The sequence below is a fragment of the Pseudomonas sp. FP215 genome, assembly GCF_030687795.1.
Taxonomy (GTDB): domain Bacteria; phylum Pseudomonadota; class Gammaproteobacteria; order Pseudomonadales; family Pseudomonadaceae; genus Aquipseudomonas; species Aquipseudomonas salmasensis.
In genome coordinates this window covers 5,994,384-6,008,969 of record NZ_CP117447.1, presented here as the reverse complement: position 1 = coordinate 6,008,969, position 14,586 = coordinate 5,994,384, and the positions used below count along the sequence as shown (strand labels likewise).

The 14,586-nt window shown below is 54.3% G+C and carries 25 protein-coding genes; all 25 read left to right on the top strand.

Going from position 1 to position 14,586, the window contains the following annotated elements:
* Positions 1–25 precede the first annotated feature (25 nt).
* The 25 genes from rpsG to secY all read left to right on the top strand — a co-directional run bounded on the left by rpsG (position 26) and on the right by secY (position 14,574).
* Entirely contained in the window at positions 26–496 is a 471-nt protein-coding gene (gene rpsG, locus PSH76_RS27290) for a 30S ribosomal protein S7 (protein ID WP_002555493.1), read from the top strand.
* Positions 497–526: 30 nt separating this feature from the next.
* A complete protein-coding gene (gene fusA, locus PSH76_RS27285; RefSeq protein WP_003194651.1) occupies positions 527–2,632 on the top strand; it encodes an elongation factor G in 2,106 nt (701 codons plus the stop codon).
* Positions 2,633–2,662: 30 nt separating this feature from the next.
* Positions 2,663–3,856, top strand: a complete 1,194-nt coding sequence (gene tuf, locus PSH76_RS27280) for an elongation factor Tu (protein WP_003176426.1) — start codon at positions 2,663–2,665, stop codon at positions 3,854–3,856.
* Positions 3,857–4,013: 157 nt separating this feature from the next.
* Positions 4,014–4,325 (top strand): 30S ribosomal protein S10, encoded by a 312-nt coding sequence (gene rpsJ / locus PSH76_RS27275; protein ID WP_003186070.1) that lies wholly within the window; start codon positions 4,014–4,016, stop codon positions 4,323–4,325.
* Between the two features lie 81 nt (positions 4,326–4,406).
* The gene (gene rplC / locus PSH76_RS27270) at positions 4,407–5,042 is read left to right on the top strand and encodes a 50S ribosomal protein L3 (protein WP_003194649.1); all 636 of its coding nucleotides are present in this window, start codon (positions 4,407–4,409) and stop codon (positions 5,040–5,042) included.
* Between the two features lie 12 nt (positions 5,043–5,054).
* On the top strand, positions 5,055–5,657 hold the full coding sequence (gene rplD / locus PSH76_RS27265) for a 50S ribosomal protein L4 (RefSeq protein ID WP_003176424.1): 603 nt from the start codon (positions 5,055–5,057) through the stop codon (positions 5,655–5,657).
* Entirely contained in the window at positions 5,654–5,953 is a 300-nt protein-coding gene (rplW, locus tag PSH76_RS27260) for a 50S ribosomal protein L23 (protein WP_002555488.1), read from the top strand. The genes rplD and rplW overlap by 4 nt, the downstream gene beginning before the upstream one ends.
* Positions 5,954–5,967: 14 nt before the next feature.
* Positions 5,968–6,792: a 50S ribosomal protein L2 gene (gene rplB, locus PSH76_RS27255; protein WP_003186055.1), complete on the top strand. Its 825-nt coding sequence runs from the start codon at positions 5,968–5,970 to the stop codon at positions 6,790–6,792.
* Between the two features lie 16 nt (positions 6,793–6,808).
* Positions 6,809–7,084, top strand: coding sequence for a 30S ribosomal protein S19 (gene rpsS, locus PSH76_RS27250; RefSeq protein ID WP_002555486.1), 276 nt, complete (start codon positions 6,809–6,811; stop codon positions 7,082–7,084).
* A gap of 11 nt (positions 7,085–7,095) precedes the next feature.
* Complete coding sequence (gene rplV / locus PSH76_RS27245) at positions 7,096–7,428, top strand: 50S ribosomal protein L22 (protein ID WP_003103908.1); 333 nt, start codon at positions 7,096–7,098, stop codon at positions 7,426–7,428.
* Positions 7,429–7,441: 13 nt separating this feature from the next.
* Complete coding sequence (gene rpsC / locus PSH76_RS27240; RefSeq protein WP_003176422.1) at positions 7,442–8,128, top strand: 30S ribosomal protein S3; 687 nt, start codon at positions 7,442–7,444, stop codon at positions 8,126–8,128.
* 12 nt (positions 8,129–8,140) lie between these two features.
* On the top strand, positions 8,141–8,554 hold the full coding sequence (gene rplP, locus PSH76_RS27235) for a 50S ribosomal protein L16 (protein ID WP_003176421.1): 414 nt from the start codon (positions 8,141–8,143) through the stop codon (positions 8,552–8,554).
* A complete protein-coding gene (gene rpmC / locus PSH76_RS27230; RefSeq protein WP_002555481.1) occupies positions 8,554–8,745 on the top strand; it encodes a 50S ribosomal protein L29 in 192 nt (63 codons plus the stop codon). The genes rplP and rpmC overlap by 1 nt, the downstream gene beginning before the upstream one ends.
* Before the next feature lie 2 nt (positions 8,746–8,747).
* A complete protein-coding gene (gene rpsQ, locus PSH76_RS27225; RefSeq protein WP_003194644.1) occupies positions 8,748–9,014 on the top strand; it encodes a 30S ribosomal protein S17 in 267 nt (88 codons plus the stop codon).
* A 23-nt stretch (positions 9,015–9,037) separates the two neighbouring features.
* Complete coding sequence (rplN, locus tag PSH76_RS27220) at positions 9,038–9,406, top strand: 50S ribosomal protein L14 (protein ID WP_002555479.1); 369 nt, start codon at positions 9,038–9,040, stop codon at positions 9,404–9,406.
* Positions 9,407–9,417: 11 nt separating this feature from the next.
* Positions 9,418–9,732, top strand: coding sequence for a 50S ribosomal protein L24 (gene rplX / locus PSH76_RS27215; protein ID WP_003176416.1), 315 nt, complete (start codon positions 9,418–9,420; stop codon positions 9,730–9,732).
* Positions 9,733–9,754: 22 nt separating this feature from the next.
* Positions 9,755–10,294 carry a 50S ribosomal protein L5 gene (gene rplE, locus PSH76_RS27210; protein WP_003194642.1) on the top strand — a complete coding sequence of 180 codons (540 nt, stop codon included), beginning with the start codon at positions 9,755–9,757 and terminating at the stop codon, positions 10,292–10,294.
* A 13-nt stretch (positions 10,295–10,307) separates the two neighbouring features.
* Complete coding sequence (rpsN, locus tag PSH76_RS27205) at positions 10,308–10,613, top strand: 30S ribosomal protein S14 (protein WP_003176414.1); 306 nt, start codon at positions 10,308–10,310, stop codon at positions 10,611–10,613.
* Between the two features lie 208 nt (positions 10,614–10,821).
* Positions 10,822–11,214: a 30S ribosomal protein S8 gene (gene rpsH, locus PSH76_RS27200; RefSeq protein ID WP_003176413.1), complete on the top strand. Its 393-nt coding sequence runs from the start codon at positions 10,822–10,824 to the stop codon at positions 11,212–11,214.
* A 12-nt stretch (positions 11,215–11,226) separates the two neighbouring features.
* Positions 11,227–11,760, top strand: coding sequence for a 50S ribosomal protein L6 (gene rplF, locus PSH76_RS27195; RefSeq protein ID WP_003194640.1), 534 nt, complete (start codon positions 11,227–11,229; stop codon positions 11,758–11,760).
* 10 nt (positions 11,761–11,770) lie between these two features.
* A complete protein-coding gene (gene rplR, locus PSH76_RS27190) occupies positions 11,771–12,121 on the top strand; it encodes a 50S ribosomal protein L18 (protein WP_003186037.1) in 351 nt (116 codons plus the stop codon).
* A gap of 3 nt (positions 12,122–12,124) precedes the next feature.
* The gene (gene rpsE, locus PSH76_RS27185; RefSeq protein ID WP_003176409.1) at positions 12,125–12,625 is read left to right on the top strand and encodes a 30S ribosomal protein S5; all 501 of its coding nucleotides are present in this window, start codon (positions 12,125–12,127) and stop codon (positions 12,623–12,625) included.
* A gap of 2 nt (positions 12,626–12,627) precedes the next feature.
* On the top strand, positions 12,628–12,804 hold the full coding sequence (gene rpmD, locus PSH76_RS27180) for a 50S ribosomal protein L30 (protein WP_003176408.1): 177 nt from the start codon (positions 12,628–12,630) through the stop codon (positions 12,802–12,804).
* 3 nt (positions 12,805–12,807) lie between these two features.
* Positions 12,808–13,245 carry a 50S ribosomal protein L15 gene (gene rplO / locus PSH76_RS27175; RefSeq protein ID WP_003176407.1) on the top strand — a complete coding sequence of 146 codons (438 nt, stop codon included), beginning with the start codon at positions 12,808–12,810 and terminating at the stop codon, positions 13,243–13,245.
* Complete coding sequence (gene secY / locus PSH76_RS27170) at positions 13,246–14,574, top strand: preprotein translocase subunit SecY (RefSeq protein WP_003194637.1); 1,329 nt, start codon at positions 13,246–13,248, stop codon at positions 14,572–14,574.
* Positions 14,575–14,586: the final 12 nt, after the last annotated feature.

Below are 14,586 nucleotides of genomic sequence, written 5' to 3'. Positions count from 1 at the left end.
CTGAAGACCGTTTGAGGGCTTATCCATGCCAAGAAGACGCGTAGCAGCCAAGCGCGAAGTGCTTGACGATCCAAAATACGGAAGCCAAATTCTGGCCAAGTTCATGAACCACGTGATGGAAAGCGGCAAGAAAGCCGTTGCCGAGCGTATCGTTTATGGCGCGCTGGAAAAGGTTAAAGAACGCAAGAACAGCGACCCCCTGGAAATCTTCGAGAAAGCTCTCGACGCCATCGCTCCGCTGGTCGAAGTGAAGTCGCGCCGTGTAGGCGGTGCTACTTACCAGGTTCCGGTTGAAGTTCGCCCGTCCCGTCGTAACGCTCTGGCAATGCGCTGGTTGGTAGACTTCGCCCGTAAGCGCGGCGAGAAGTCTATGGCTCTGCGTTTGGCTGGCGAACTGTTGGACGCTGCTGAAGGTAAAGGTGCTGCTGTTAAGAAGCGTGAAGACGTGCACCGTATGGCTGAAGCCAACAAAGCTTTCTCGCACTACCGCTTCTAATTTTAGCTTCACTAATTTTGCGAGGGCTTTATGGCTCGTACTACTCCGATTAGCCGCTATCGTAACATCGGTATCGTCGCTCACGTGGATGCTGGTAAAACCACCACCACCGAGCGCGTACTGTTTTACACCGGCAAAAGTCACAAAATGGGCGAGGTGCATGACGGCGCCGCGACCACAGACTGGATGGTTCAGGAGCAGGAGCGTGGTATTACCATTACTTCTGCTGCTATTACCGCCTTCTGGAAAGGTTCCGAGAAGCAGTACAAAGACGAGCATCGCTTCAACGTAATCGATACCCCGGGCCACGTAGACTTCACCATTGAAGTTGAGCGTTCCCTGCGCGTACTCGACGGCGCTGTCGTTGTGTTCTGCGGCACCTCGGGTGTTGAGCCTCAGTCGGAAACCGTATGGCGTCAAGCCAACAAGTACGGCGTTCCACGTCTTGTTTATGTAAACAAGATGGACCGTGCTGGTGCCAACTTCCTGCGCGTGATCGGTCAGATCAAGCAGCGTCTGGGTCACACTCCGGTGCCTATCCAGTTGGCTATCGGTTCCGAAGACAACTTCCAGGGTCAGATCGATCTGATCAACATGGAAGCTGTTTACTGGAACGATTCCGACAAAGGTATGGTTCCTGTTCGTAAGCCTATCCCTGAAGAGCTTCAGGAGCTGGCTGACGAGTGGCGCAACAACATGGTTGAGGCTGCTGCCGAAGCCAGCGAAGAGCTGATGAACAAGTACCTCGAAGGTGAAGAACTCACCAACGTGGAAATCAAGGCCGCTCTGCGTCAGCGTACTATCGCTGGTGAGATCGTCTTGGCTGTTTGCGGTTCTTCGTTCAAGAACAAGGGTGTTCCCCTGGTTCTCGACGCCGTTATCGACTACCTGCCTGCTCCAACCGACATTCCTGCTATCAAGGGTTCCAACCCTGATAACGAGGAAGAAGAAATGGAGCGTCACGCCGATGACAACGAGCCGTTCTCGGCTCTGGCGTTCAAGATCGCTACCGACCCATTCGTGGGTACTTTGACCTTCGTCCGCGTTTACTCGGGCGTGTTGGCCTCCGGCGACGGCGTGATCAACTCGGTTAAAGGCAAGAAAGAGCGCGTGGGTCGTATGGTGCAAATGCACGCAAACGCCCGTGAAGAGATCAAGGAAGTGCGCGCTGGTGACATCGCGGCCCTGATCGGCATGAAGGACGTCACCACTGGTGAGACTTTGTGCGACGCTGCCAAGCCAATCATCCTGGTTCGCATGGACTTCCCGGAGCCGGTTATTTCGGTTGCCGTAGAGCCTAAGACCAAGGATGACCAGGAAAAAATGGGTATCGCTCTGGGCAAGCTTGCTCAGGAAGATCCATCTTTCCGCGTCAAGACTGATGAAGAGACTGGTCAAACGATCATCTCCGGCATGGGCGAGTTGCACCTGGACATCCTGGTTGACCGGATGCGCCGTGAGTTCAACGTCGAAGCCAACATCGGTAAGCCTCAGGTTTCCTATCGTGAGCGCATCACGAAGAACTGTGAAATCGAAGGCAAGTTCGTTCGTCAGTCCGGCGGTCGTGGTCAGTTCGGTCACTGCTGGATCCGTTTTGCTCCTGCTGACGAAGGTCAGGAAGGTCTGCAATTCGTGAACGAAGTAGTAGGTGGTGTTGTTCCTAAGGAATACATCCCTGCTATCCAGAAGGGTATCGAAGAGCAGATGAAGAACGGTGTTGTTGCCGGCTATCCGCTGATCGGCCTGAAAGCAACCGTTTTTGACGGTTCTTACCACGACGTCGACTCCAACGAGATGGCGTTTAAGGTGGCTGCTTCCATGGCAACCAAGCAACTGGCCCAGAAGGGCGGTGGTGAGTTGCTTGAGCCAATCATGGCGGTAGAAGTTGTTACACCTGAAGACTATATGGGTGATGTCATGGGCGACCTTAACCGTCGTCGCGGCATGATCTTGGGTATGGAAGACACGGTTTCCGGCAAAGTGATTCGCGCCGAGGTTCCGTTGGGTGAGATGTTCGGTTATGCGACCGACGTTCGTTCCATGTCCCAGGGTCGCGCAAGCTACTCTATGGAATTCAAAAAATACAACACAGCTCCGGCGCACATCGCTGAAACTGTATCCAAAAAACAAGGCTGATTCAGTCCTTTAGGCAAGGAGTTAATTGTCGTGGCTAAAGAAAAATTTGATCGTTCCCTACCGCACGTCAACGTTGGCACCATCGGTCACGTTGACCACGGTAAAACCACTCTGACTGCTGCTCTGACTCGCGTTTGCTCCGAAGTATTCGGTTCCGCAATCGTTGATTTCGATAAAATCGACAGCGCGCCAGAAGAGAAAGCTCGTGGTATCACCATCAACACCGCGCACGTTGAATACAACTCGCTGATCCGTCACTACGCTCACGTTGACTGCCCAGGTCACGCTGACTATGTGAAGAACATGATCACCGGTGCTGCCCAGATGGACGGCGCAATCCTGGTTTGCTCGGCCGCTGATGGTCCGATGCCACAAACCCGTGAGCACATCCTGCTGTCCCGTCAGGTTGGCGTTCCGTACATCGTGGTTTACCTGAACAAGGCTGACCTGGTAGACGACGCTGAGCTGCTGGAACTGGTTGAGATGGAAGTGCGCGATCTGCTGAGCACTTACGACTTCCCAGGTGACGACACTCCGATCATCATCGGTTCTGCTCGTATGGCTCTGGAAGGCAAAGACGATAACGAAATGGGCACCACGTCCGTTCGTAAACTGGTTGAGACTCTGGACAGCTACATCCCAGATCCAGTCCGTGTTATCGACAAGCCGTTCCTGATGCCAATCGAAGACGTATTCTCGATCTCCGGTCGCGGTACTGTTGTAACTGGCCGTATCGAGCGCGGTATCGTCAAGGTACAAGATCCACTGGAAATCGTTGGTCTGCGTGACACTACCGTCACCACCTGCACCGGTGTTGAAATGTTCCGTAAGCTGCTCGACGAAGGTCGTGCTGGCGAGAACTGCGGCGTTCTGCTGCGTGGTACCAAGCGTGACGACGTTGAGCGTGGCCAGGTTCTGGTCAAGCCAGGTTCGGTTAAGCCGCACACCAAGTTCGAAGCTGAAGTGTACGTGCTGAGCAAAGAAGAAGGCGGTCGTCACACTCCGTTCTTCAAAGGCTACCGTCCACAGTTCTACTTCCGTACTACTGACGTGACTGGTAACTGCGAACTGCCGGAAGGCGTAGAAATGGTAATGCCAGGCGACAACATCAAAATGGTTGTCACCCTGATCAAAACCATCGCTATGGAAGACGGTCTGCGTTTCGCTATCCGTGAAGGCGGCCGTACCGTTGGTGCTGGCGTTGTAGCTAAAATCATCGAGTAATCTCTCTTTTGAGTGAGCTTTGATGTTTTGAGAAAGCCCCCGCTTAGCGGGGGCTTTTTTATTGGGTTGACACCTATCTAGGGCGTCTATAGAATTGCGCCTCCTTTTAACGGGCGTATTGCGCCCGGTGGGAATAGCAGCCGGAGTCTGAAATCCAATGCAAAATCAGCAAATCCGTATCAGGTTGAAGGCTTTTGACCATCGCCTGATCGACCAATCCACCCAGGAAATCGTGGAAACCGCGAAACGTACTGGTGCTCAAGTGCGTGGTCCAATTCCACTGCCTACCCGTAAAGAGCGGTTCACCGTTCTGGTCTCCCCGCACGTCAACAAAGACGCGCGTGACCAGTACGAGATCCGTACTCATAAGCGCGTACTGGACATCGTCCAGCCAACGGATAAAACCGTTGATGCACTTATGAAGCTCGATCTGGCGGCCGGTGTGGAAGTACAGATCAGCCTCGGCTAAGACTTGGGTCTTAGTCGTGTAACGCTCTGAAATGGGCGGCCATAGCGGGTGAAAGCCCCGTACACTCATGAGGTTTACAACATGACTATTGGTGTAGTCGGTCGTAAATGCGGTATGACCCGTATTTTCACCGAAGAAGGTGTCTCCATTCCGGTCACGGTCATTGAGATCGAACCGAATCGCGTCACCCAGTTCAAAACTGAAGAGACCGATGGCTATCGTGCAGTGCAAGTCACTGTCGGCGAGCGTCGTGCTTCGCGCGTGACTGCTGCTCAAGCAGGTCACTTCGCTAAAGCAAACGTTGCAGCTGGTCGTACTGTCATGGAGTTCCGTCTTGAAGACGGCGACTACCAGGCTGGCGATCTGATCAACGCTGAAATCTTCGCCGCTGGTCAACTGGTTGATGTAACCGGTCAGTCCAAAGGTAAAGGCTTCCAGGGTACGATCAAGCGTTGGAATTTCCGTGGTCAAGACAACACTCACGGTAACTCCGTTTCCCACCGCGTCCCGGGCTCTATTGGCCAGTGCCAGACTCCTGGTCGTGTATTCAAGGGCAAAAAAATGTCCGGTCATATGGGCGCTGAGCGCGTGACCGTGCAGTCCCTAGAAGTAGTGCGCGTCGACGCTGAACGCAATCTGTTGTTGGTCAAGGGTGCTGTTCCTGGCGCTACTGGCGGCAACCTGGTTGTACGTCCAGCGGCCAAGGCTCGCGGTTAAGGGGAAGCTGACATGCAATTAAATGTAAATGACGCTCAAGCGATCGAAGTTTCCGAACTGACATTTGGCGGCGAATTCAACGAGACGCTCGTTCACCAAGCAGTCGTGGCCTACATGGCCGGCGGCCGTCAAGGTAGCAAGCAGCAAAAGACCCGTTCCGACGTACGTGGTGGCGGTAAGCGCCCTTGGCGTCAGAAAGGCACTGGCCGTGCTCGTGCCGGTACTATCCGTAGCCCAATCTGGCGTGGCGGCGGTACCACTTTCGCAGCTCGTCCACAGGATCACTCTCAGAAGCTCAACAAGAAGATGTACCGCGCAGCACTGCGCTCCATCCTTGCTGAACTCGTGCGTACTGATCGTCTGGTCGTGGTTCAGGACTTCGCTGTTGAAAGTCCAAAAACCAAAGATCTGCTGGGCAAACTGAACAACATGAGTCTGACCGACGTTTTGATCGTGTCCGAAGCTGTTGATCAGAACCTGTACCTGGCTGCTCGCAACCTGCCACACGTTGATGTACGTGACGTGCAAGGTTCCGATCCAGTTAGTCTGATCGCATACGACAAGGTGTTGATCACCGTGTCGGCCGTGAAGAAATTCGAGGAGCTGCTGGGATGAACCAGGAACGCGTATTTAAAGTTCTGCTTGGCCCGCACGTTTCCGAAAAGGCTACGGTTCTGGCTGACAAGAAAGGCCAGTTCGTTTTCAAGGTTGCAACTGACGCAACCAAGCTGGAAATCAAGAAGGCCGTCGAAAGCCTGTTCAGCGTGAAAGTAGAGCGTGTTACTACCCTGAATGTTCTGGGTAAGAGCAAGCGCACTGCTCGCGGTCTGGGCAAGCGTAATGACTGGAAGAAGGCAGTTATCTCCCTTCAGCCAGGCCAAGATCTCGATTTCAGCAGCAGTGCTGAGTAAGGAAGGGGTGCATCATGGCAATCGTTAAATGCAAACCGACTTCCCCTGGCCGCCGTTTTGTGGTCAAGGTGGTCAACCAGGAGCTGCATAAAGGCGCTCCTCACGCACCGCTGCTCGAGAAAAAATCGAAGTCTGGTGGTCGTAACAACAATGGTCGCATTACCACTCGTCACATCGGTGGTGGCCATAAGCAGCATTATCGTCTGGTCGACTTCCGTCGCAACGACAAAGATGGCATCGCTGCCACTGTCGAGCGTATCGAATACGATCCAAACCGTACTGCTCACATCGCTCTGCTGCTGTACGCAGATGGCGAGCGTCGCTACATCATCGCCCCTAAAGGCGTGAGTGCTGGCGACCAGCTGATCGCAGGTGCTCTGGCACCGATCAAGCCGGGCAACGCTCTGCAACTGCGTAACATTCCAGTTGGTAGCACCGTACACGGCATCGAATTGAAGCCAGGTAAAGGCGCACAGATCGCTCGTTCCGCTGGTGCTTCGGCTCAGCTGATCGCTCGTGAAGGTGTCTACGTGACCCTGCGTCTGCGTTCTGGTGAGATGCGTAAAGTACTGGCTGAATGCCGTGCGACCCTGGGCGAAGTCTCGAACTCCGAGCACAGCCTGCGTTCGTTGGGTAAAGCTGGTGCCAAACGCTGGCGTGGCGTTCGCCCAACCGTTCGTGGTGTTGCCATGAACCCGGTTGACCACCCACACGGTGGTGGTGAAGGTCGTACCTCTGGTGGTCGTCATCCGGTATCGCCATGGGGCTTCCCGACTAAGGGCGCGAAGACTCGTGGTAATAAGCGTACCGACAAAATGATCGTCCGTCGTCGCAAGTAAATAGAGGGATACGACAGTGCCACGTTCTCTGAAAAAAGGTCCTTTTATTGATCTTCACCTACTGAAGAAGATCGAAGTGGCGGCGGAAAAGAACGATCGCAAACCAGTTAAAACCTGGTCGCGTCGTTCGATGATCCTGCCACAAATGGTCGGTCTGACCATCGCAGTACACAACGGTCGTCAACACGTCCCAGTTCTCGTTAACGAAGACATGGTCGGCCACAAACTGGGCGAGTTTGCCGGTACCCGCACTTATCGTGGGCACGTGGCAGACAAGAAAGCCAAGCGTTAAGGGGTTAGGAAATGGAAGTAGCCGCTAAGTTGTCGGGCGCTCGAATCTCCGCCCAGAAAGCCCGCTTGGTCGCCGACCAGATCCGCGGGAAGAAGGTGGGCGAAGCGCTCAACCTGTTGGCTTTCAGCAGTAAGAAAGCCGCCGAGATCATGAAGAAAGTGCTGGAGTCGGCCGTAGCCAACGCCGAGCATAACGAAGGCGCAGACGTTGATGACCTGAAGGTCAGCACCGTTTTCGTCAACGAAGGGCGTTCGCTGAAGCGCATCATGCCACGTGCCAAAGGCCGTGCTGATCGCATCGTCAAGCGGTCTTGCCATATCACTGTCAAGGTTGCTGACAAGTAACGGAGTCGAAGAGATGGGTCAGAAAGTACATCCCATTGGCATTCGCCTGGGAATCGTCAAGGAGCACACCTCCGTCTGGTACGCAGACGGTCGGACTTATGCGGACTACTTGTTCGCTGATCTGAAGGTGCGTGAGTATCTCCAAGACAAACTAAAAAGCGCGTCCGTAAGCCGTATCGATATCCATCGTCCGGCCCAAACTGCACGTATCACCATCCACACCGCTCGTCCAGGTATCGTTATCGGGAAGAAAGGTGAAGATGTTGAGAAACTGCGTCAGGACCTGACCAAGCAAATGGGTGTGCCTGTGCACATCAATATCGAAGAGATCCGCAAGCCGGAGCTCGACGGTATGCTGGTTGCGCAGAGCGTAGCTCAGCAGCTGGAGCGTCGCGTAATGTTCCGTCGCGCTATGAAGCGCGCCGTACAGAACGCCATGCGCATTGGTGCCAAAGGCATCAAAATCCAAGTGAGCGGTCGTCTCGGCGGTGCTGAAATCGCACGTACTGAATGGTATCGCGAAGGTCGTGTGCCACTGCACACCCTGCGTGCCGACATCGACTATGCCAACTACGAAGCTCACACCACTTACGGTGTGATCGGTGTAAAGGTTTGGATCTTCAAAGGCGAAGTAATTGGTGGTCGCCAAGAAGAACTGAAACCACAAGCACCAGCGCCTCGTAAAAAAGCTGCTAAGTAAGGGGTACGCCAAATGTTGCAACCTAAGCGTACGAAGTTCCGCAAGCAGATGACAGGCCACAACCGTGGTCTGGCTCAGCGCGGTAGCAAAGTCAGCTTCGGCGAGTTCGCGCTGAAGTCTGTAGCTCGTGGTCGTCTCACCGCTCGTCAGATCGAGTCAGCGCGTCGTGCTCTGACCCGTCACGTAAAACGTGGCGGCAAGATCTGGATCCGTGTATTCCCGGACAAGCCGATCTCCAAAAAACCTCTCGAGGTTCGTATGGGTAAAGGTAAGGGTAACGTGGAATACTGGGTAGCCCAGATTCAGCCAGGCAAAGTCCTGTATGAAATCGAGGGTGTTTCTGAAGAGCTGGCGCGTGAGGCTTTCGCCCTGGCTGCTGCAAAGCTGCCGCTCGCCACCTCCTTTGTTAAACGGACGGTGATGTGATGAAAGCGAATGAACTTCGTGAAAAATCCGCACAGCAGCTGAACGAGCAACTGCTCGGCCTGCTGCGCGACCAGTTCAATCTGCGTATGCAGAAAGCAACTGGCCAGTTGGGGCAGTCTCATCTGCTCTCGCAAGTTAAGCGTGACATCGCTCGCGTGAAGACTGTGCTCAACCAGCAGGCAGGTAAGTGATCATGGCTGAAGCCGAAAAGACTGTCCGTACGCTGACTGGCCGTGTTGTCAGCGACAAGATGGACAAAACCATCACCGTTTTGATCGAGCGTCGCGTTAAGCACCCGATCTACGGTAAATATGTTAAGCGTTCGACTAAGCTGCACGCGCACGACGAAACCAATCAGTGCCACATCGGCGACAAAGTCACTATTCGTGAAACTCGTCCGATGGCCAAGACCAAGTCTTGGGCACTGGTTGATGTTCTCGAACGCGCTGTGGAAGTCTAAGGACTAGGGGTCGGAGAAATTATATGATTCAGACTCAATCCATGCTCGATGTGGCCGATAACAGCGGCGCTCGCCGTGTTATGTGCATCAAGGTGCTGGGTGGCTCCCATCGTCGTTACGCTGGTATCGGTGACATCATCAAAGTTACCGTGAAGGAAGCAATTCCTCGCGGTAAGGTGAAAAAAGGCCAGGTGATGACTGCTGTTGTAGTCCGCACTCGTCACGGCGTACGTCGTGCTGATGGCTCCATTATCCGCTTTGATGGCAACGCTGCTGTTCTTCTGAACAACAAGCAAGAGCCGATCGGCACCCGTATCTTTGGGCCAGTGACCCGTGAACTTCGTACTGAGAAGTTCATGAAGATCGTCTCGCTCGCCCCAGAAGTGCTGTAAGGAGATCCGACATGCAAAAGATTCGTCGTGACGACGAGATCATCGTGATCGCCGGCAAAGACAAAGGTAAGCGCGGTAAGGTGCTTAAGGTTCTCGCTAATAACCGTCTGGTTATCGGTGGTCTGAACCTGGTCAAGCGTCATACCAAGCCTAACCCGATGTCGGGCGTGCAGGGCGGTATCGTCGAGAAAGAAGCTCCGCTGGATGCTTCTAACGTCGCCATCTTCAACGGCGAAACCAACAAGGCTGACCGCGTTGGTTTCAAAGTAGAAGACGGTAAGAAAATTCGTGTCTTCAAGTCGACCCAAAAAGCGGTTGATGCTTGAACACTGCTAGGTAGATTAGACCATGGCACGACTACAAGAGATTTACCGGAAGGAAATCGCCCCTAAGCTTAAGGAAGAACTTAAGCTCGGGAACGTGATGGAAGTTCCGCGCGTTACCAAAATCACCCTGAACATGGGTCTGGGCGAAGCGATCGGCGACAAAAAAGTCATCGAGCACGCTGTTGCCGACCTGGAAAAGATCACCGGTCAGAAAGTCGTTGTGACTTACGCTCGGAAATCCATCGCTGGCTTTAAAGTCCGTGAAGGTTGGCCGATCGGCGTCAAAGTGACTCTGCGCCGTGAGCGTATGTACGAATTCCTGGATCGTCTGCTGTCGATCTCCCTGCCTCGGGTCCGCGACTTCCGCGGCCTGAATGCCAAGTCCTTCGATGGTCGTGGTAACTACAGCATGGGCGTGAAAGAGCAGATCATCTTCCCGGAAATCGACTACGACAAGATCGATGCTCTCCGCGGTCTGGACATCACCCTGACCACCACTGCCAAGAACGATGATGAAGGTCGCGCCCTGTTGCGTGCTTTCAAATTCCCGTTCCGCAACTGATTGGAGTAGGACCATGGCCAAGATGAGCATGAAAAACCGCGAGCTGAAGCGTCAGCTCACGGTTGCCAAGTACGCCAAGAAGCGTGCAGCACTGAAAGCAATCATCGTTGATCTGAACGCAAGTCCAGAAGCGCGTTGGGAAGCTACAGTTGCTCTGCAGAAGCAGCCACGTGACGCAAGCGCTTCGCGCATGCGTAACCGCTGCCGCCTGACCGGTCGTCCACACGGCGTTTACCGCAAGTTCGGCCTCGGCCGTAACAAACTGCGTGAAGCGGCAATGCGTGGTGACGTACCAGGTCTGGTTAAAGCCAGCTGGTAAGTACTTTCAACGTCCAGGTGGTCGGAATCGCAAGATACTGACCGCCGGTGACCTTGAATCTGGATCAAGCCCCTTTTGGGGCTTGTTTCATTTCTGGAGTATGTCTAAAATACGCGGCTCGCCTGAGCCCGTGTTTTTTGTGCTCGGAGATTCTCGGCGACATATGTAGCCGCAAGGCTAATTTTTTTGTATTAGGAGCGTCTAGCCCATGAGTATGCAGGACCCGTTAGCGGACATGCTAACTCGTATCCGTAATGCCCAGATGGCTGAAAAGTCCGTCGTAAGCATGCCATCTTCCAAGTTGAAGGTAGCTGTTGCCAAAGTCCTGAAAGACGAAGGCTACATTGCGGGTTATCAGATCAGCAGCGAAATCAAACCACTGCTGTCCATCGAGCTGAAGTACTTCGAAGGCCGTTCGGTCATCGAGGAAGTGAAGCGCGTTAGCCGTCCAGGCCTGCGTCAGTACAAGTCCGCTGAAGATCTGCCGAAAGTTCGTGGCGGTCTGGGCGTGTCTATCGTCTCCACCAACAAAGGTGTGATGACGGATCGTGCTGCGCGCGCTGCCGGTGTCGGCGGCGAAGTTCTTTGCACTGTGTTCTAAGGGGGGATAAGCATGTCTCGCGTCGCTAAGAACCCCGTTAAGCTGCCAGCCGGTGTCGAAGTCAAATTCGCAGGCCAACAGCTTTCGGTGAAGGGTGCCAAGGGTACTCTTGAACTGAACATCCATTCGTCCGTTGAGATCGTTGAAGAAGCTGGTGAGCTGCGTTTCGCTGCTCGCAATGGCGATCAACAAACTCGCGCAATGGCCGGTACCACGCGTGCGTTGGTAAACAACATGGTCCAAGGCGTAAGCCAAGGCTTCGAGCGTAAGCTCCAGCTGGTCGGTGTTGGTTACAAAGCGCAAGCAAAAGGCACGGTTTTGAACCTTGCCCTTGGCTTCTCGCACCCAGTGGATTACGAACTGCCAGCGGGCATCACTGCTGAGACTCCTAGCCAGACCGATATCCTGATCAAGGGCATCGATAAGCAGCTGGTAGGTCAAGTGGCCGCTGAGATCCGCGACTTCCGTCCACCAGAGCCGTACAAAGGCAAAGGTGTGCGCTACGCGGACGAAGTCGTCCGTCGTAAAGAAGCCAAGAAGAAGTAGGGCATAGCAAATGACCGACAAAAAAGTTACTCGACTGCGTCGCGCTCGCAAAGCACGCCTGAAAATGCACGAACTCGAAGTCGTGCGTCTCTGCGTGTTCCGCTCGTCGCAGCACATCTACGCCCAGGTCATCTCGGCCGACGGCAACAAAGTCCTGGCAAGCGCCTCGACTTTGGATAAAGAACTGCGTGATGGTGCCACTGGCAACATCGACGCGGCCACAAAGGTTGGCCAGCTGGTCGCTACGCGTGCTAAGGCCGCTGGCGTCTCGCAAGTGGCTTTCGACCGCTCTGGCTTCAAGTACCACGGTCGCGTGAAAGCGCTGGCTGATGCTGCTCGTGAAGCTGGGCTGGAGTTCTAAGTTATGTCAAATAACGACCAAAAGCGCGACGAAGGCTACATTGAGAAGCTGGTTCAAGTTAACCGCGTAGCCAAAACCGTTAAAGGCGGCCGTATCTTCACTTTCACCGCGTTGACCGTGGTGGGTGATGGTAAAGGGCGTGTTGGCTTCGGCCGTGGCAAGTCACGTGAAGTGCCTGCTGCGATCCAGAAGGCAATGGAAGCTGCTCGTCGCAACATGATCCAAGTTGATCTGAACGGCACCACTCTGCAGTACGCAATGAAGTCCGCTCACGGCGCTTCGAAGGTGTACATGCAGCCTGCTTCTGAAGGTACCGGTATCATCGCTGGCGGCGCTATGCGTGCTGTCCTCGAAGTTGCTGGCGTGCAGAACGTTCTGGCCAAGTGCTACGGCTCGACTAACCCGGTAAACGTGGTTCACGCCACTTTCAAGGGTCTGAAGGCTATGCAATCTCCTGAGTCCATCGCTGCCAAGCGTGGTCTGACTGTCAAGGAGATCTTCTGATCATGGCTACCGTTAAAGTAACGCTGATCAAAAGCATGACCGGCCGCATCCCTAACCACAAATTGTGCGTTAAAGGTTTGGGTCTGCGTCGCATCGGTCACACTGTAGAAGTCCAGGATACTCCCGAGAATCGCGGGATGATCAACAAGGCTTACTACATGCTGCGTGTAGAGGGTTAATCGATGAAACTCAATGATCTGAGTCCAGCGCCGGGTTCCCGTCGCGAAAAGCATCGTCCGGGCCGTGGTATCGGTAGTGGTTTGGGTAAGACCGGTGGCCGTGGCCACAAGGGTCAAACCTCCCGCTCCGGTGGCACCATTGCTCCAGGCTTTGAAGGCGGTCAACAGCCGCTGCATCGTCGCCTGCCTAAGTTCGGTTTCGTATCCCTGAAGGCCATGGACCGCGCAGAAGTGCGTCTGTCCGAGCTGGCTAAAGTGGAAGGCGACATCGTTACTGTGCAGACCCTGAAAGATGCCAACGTGATCAACGTCAACGTACAGCGTGTGAAAATCATGCTGTCCGGTGAAGTGACTCGCGCTGTCACTATCGGCAAGGGAATCGGCGCCACCAAAGGTGCGCGTTCGGCTATCGAAGCAGCTGGCGGCAAGTTCGAGGAATAAATGGCTAAGCAAGGTGCTCTCTCAGCGCTCGGCAAAGGCGGTATGTCTGAACTTTGGGCTCGTCTGCGTTTTCTGTTCCTGGCGATTATCGTCTACCGAATAGGCGCACACATCCCGGTTCCAGGTATCAACCCGGACCGACTCGCAGACCTGTTTCGACAGAATGAGGGGACCATTCTTAGCTTGTTCAACATGTTTTCCGGCGGCGCGCTGGAGCGGATGAGCATCTTTGCACTGGGGATCATGCCGTACATCTCGGCATCGATCATCATGCAGCTGATGACAGCCGTCAGCCCGCAGCTGGAGCAGTTGAAGAAGGAAGGTGAAGCTGGCCGTCGCAAGATTAGCCAGTACACCCGCTACGGCACTGTCGTCCTCGCCCTGGTTCAAGCTATCGGCATGTCCGTTGGCCTGGCCGGGCAGGGCGTTGCGTTCACTGGTGACTTTGGCTTCCATTTCGTCGCAGTATCCACGTTTGTGGCTGGTGCGATGTTCATGATGTGGCTGGGTGAGCAGATTACTGAGCGTGGTGTTGGCAACGGTATCTCGATGTTGATTTTCGCAGGTATCGTCGCCGGTCTTCCGAGAGCAATCGGGCAGTCTTTCGAGTCTGCGCGTCAGGGTGATATCAATATCTTCGCCTTGGTTGCCATCGGTTTGCTGGCAGTAGCGATTATCGGTTTTGTGGTGTTCATTGAGCGTGGCCAGCGTCGTATTGCTGTTCACTACGCCAAGCGTCAGCAGGGCCGTAAGGTCTTTGCTGCGCAGACCAGCCACTTGCCGCTGAAAGTGAATATGGCCGGTGTTATTCCGGCAATTTTCGCGAGCAGCATCTTGCTGTTTCCGGCTTCGTTGGGTACCTGGTTTGGTCAGTCTGAAAATATGGGCTGGCTGCAGGACCTCTCTCAGTCGATCGCTCCTGGTCAGCCGTTGAATATTCTGCTGTTTAGTGCAGGGATTATTTTCTTCTGCTTCTTCTATACGGCGTTGATGTTCAATCCGAAAGACGTAGCGGAAAACCTGAAGAAGTCCGGTGCCTTTATTCCGGGCATCCGTCCAGGTGAGCAGTCGGCACGCTACATTGATGGCGTTCTGACTCGTTTGACCCTGTTCGGTGCTCTATATATGACGGCCGTGTGCCTGTTGCCCCAGTTCCTGGTGGTTGCAGCAAACGTTCCGTTCTACCTTGGCGGGACCTCGTTGCTGATCGTGGTCGTGGTTGTGATGGACTTCATGTCCCAAGTACAATCGCACCTCGTTTCGCACCAGTACGAATCCCTGATGAAGAAAGCCAACCTGAAGGGCTACGGCAGCGGCATGTTGCGCTGAGTACCCCATAAG

Coding starts and splice junctions, on each gene's coding strand:
- rplN (WP_002555479.1), top strand. CDS start 9,038: ATGATTCAGACTCAATCCATGCTCGATGTGGCCGATAACAGCGGCGCT.
- rpsQ (WP_003194644.1), top strand. CDS start 8,748: ATGGCTGAAGCCGAAAAGACTGTCCGTACGCTGACTGGCCGTGTTGTC.
- rplW (WP_002555488.1), top strand. CDS start 5,654: ATGAACCAGGAACGCGTATTTAAAGTTCTGCTTGGCCCGCACGTTTCC.
- rplC (WP_003194649.1), top strand. CDS start 4,407: ATGACTATTGGTGTAGTCGGTCGTAAATGCGGTATGACCCGTATTTTC.
- rpsH (WP_003176413.1), top strand. CDS start 10,822: ATGAGTATGCAGGACCCGTTAGCGGACATGCTAACTCGTATCCGTAAT.
- rpsN (WP_003176414.1), top strand. CDS start 10,308: ATGGCCAAGATGAGCATGAAAAACCGCGAGCTGAAGCGTCAGCTCACG.
- rpsE (WP_003176409.1), top strand. CDS start 12,125: ATGTCAAATAACGACCAAAAGCGCGACGAAGGCTACATTGAGAAGCTG.
- rplR (WP_003186037.1), top strand. CDS start 11,771: ATGACCGACAAAAAAGTTACTCGACTGCGTCGCGCTCGCAAAGCACGC.
- rplV (WP_003103908.1), top strand. CDS start 7,096: ATGGAAGTAGCCGCTAAGTTGTCGGGCGCTCGAATCTCCGCCCAGAAA.
- rplB (WP_003186055.1), top strand. CDS start 5,968: ATGGCAATCGTTAAATGCAAACCGACTTCCCCTGGCCGCCGTTTTGTG.
- rplP (WP_003176421.1), top strand. CDS start 8,141: ATGTTGCAACCTAAGCGTACGAAGTTCCGCAAGCAGATGACAGGCCAC.
- rpsG (WP_002555493.1), top strand. CDS start 26: ATGCCAAGAAGACGCGTAGCAGCCAAGCGCGAAGTGCTTGACGATCCA.
- rpsJ (WP_003186070.1), top strand. CDS start 4,014: ATGCAAAATCAGCAAATCCGTATCAGGTTGAAGGCTTTTGACCATCGC.
- rpmC (WP_002555481.1), top strand. CDS start 8,554: ATGAAAGCGAATGAACTTCGTGAAAAATCCGCACAGCAGCTGAACGAG.
- rplX (WP_003176416.1), top strand. CDS start 9,418: ATGCAAAAGATTCGTCGTGACGACGAGATCATCGTGATCGCCGGCAAA.
- rpmD (WP_003176408.1), top strand. CDS start 12,628: ATGGCTACCGTTAAAGTAACGCTGATCAAAAGCATGACCGGCCGCATC.
- rpsC (WP_003176422.1), top strand. CDS start 7,442: ATGGGTCAGAAAGTACATCCCATTGGCATTCGCCTGGGAATCGTCAAG.
- secY (WP_003194637.1), top strand. CDS start 13,246: ATGGCTAAGCAAGGTGCTCTCTCAGCGCTCGGCAAAGGCGGTATGTCT.
- rplD (WP_003176424.1), top strand. CDS start 5,055: ATGCAATTAAATGTAAATGACGCTCAAGCGATCGAAGTTTCCGAACTG.
- fusA (WP_003194651.1), top strand. CDS start 527: ATGGCTCGTACTACTCCGATTAGCCGCTATCGTAACATCGGTATCGTC.
- rplE (WP_003194642.1), top strand. CDS start 9,755: ATGGCACGACTACAAGAGATTTACCGGAAGGAAATCGCCCCTAAGCTT.
- rplF (WP_003194640.1), top strand. CDS start 11,227: ATGTCTCGCGTCGCTAAGAACCCCGTTAAGCTGCCAGCCGGTGTCGAA.
- rplO (WP_003176407.1), top strand. CDS start 12,808: ATGAAACTCAATGATCTGAGTCCAGCGCCGGGTTCCCGTCGCGAAAAG.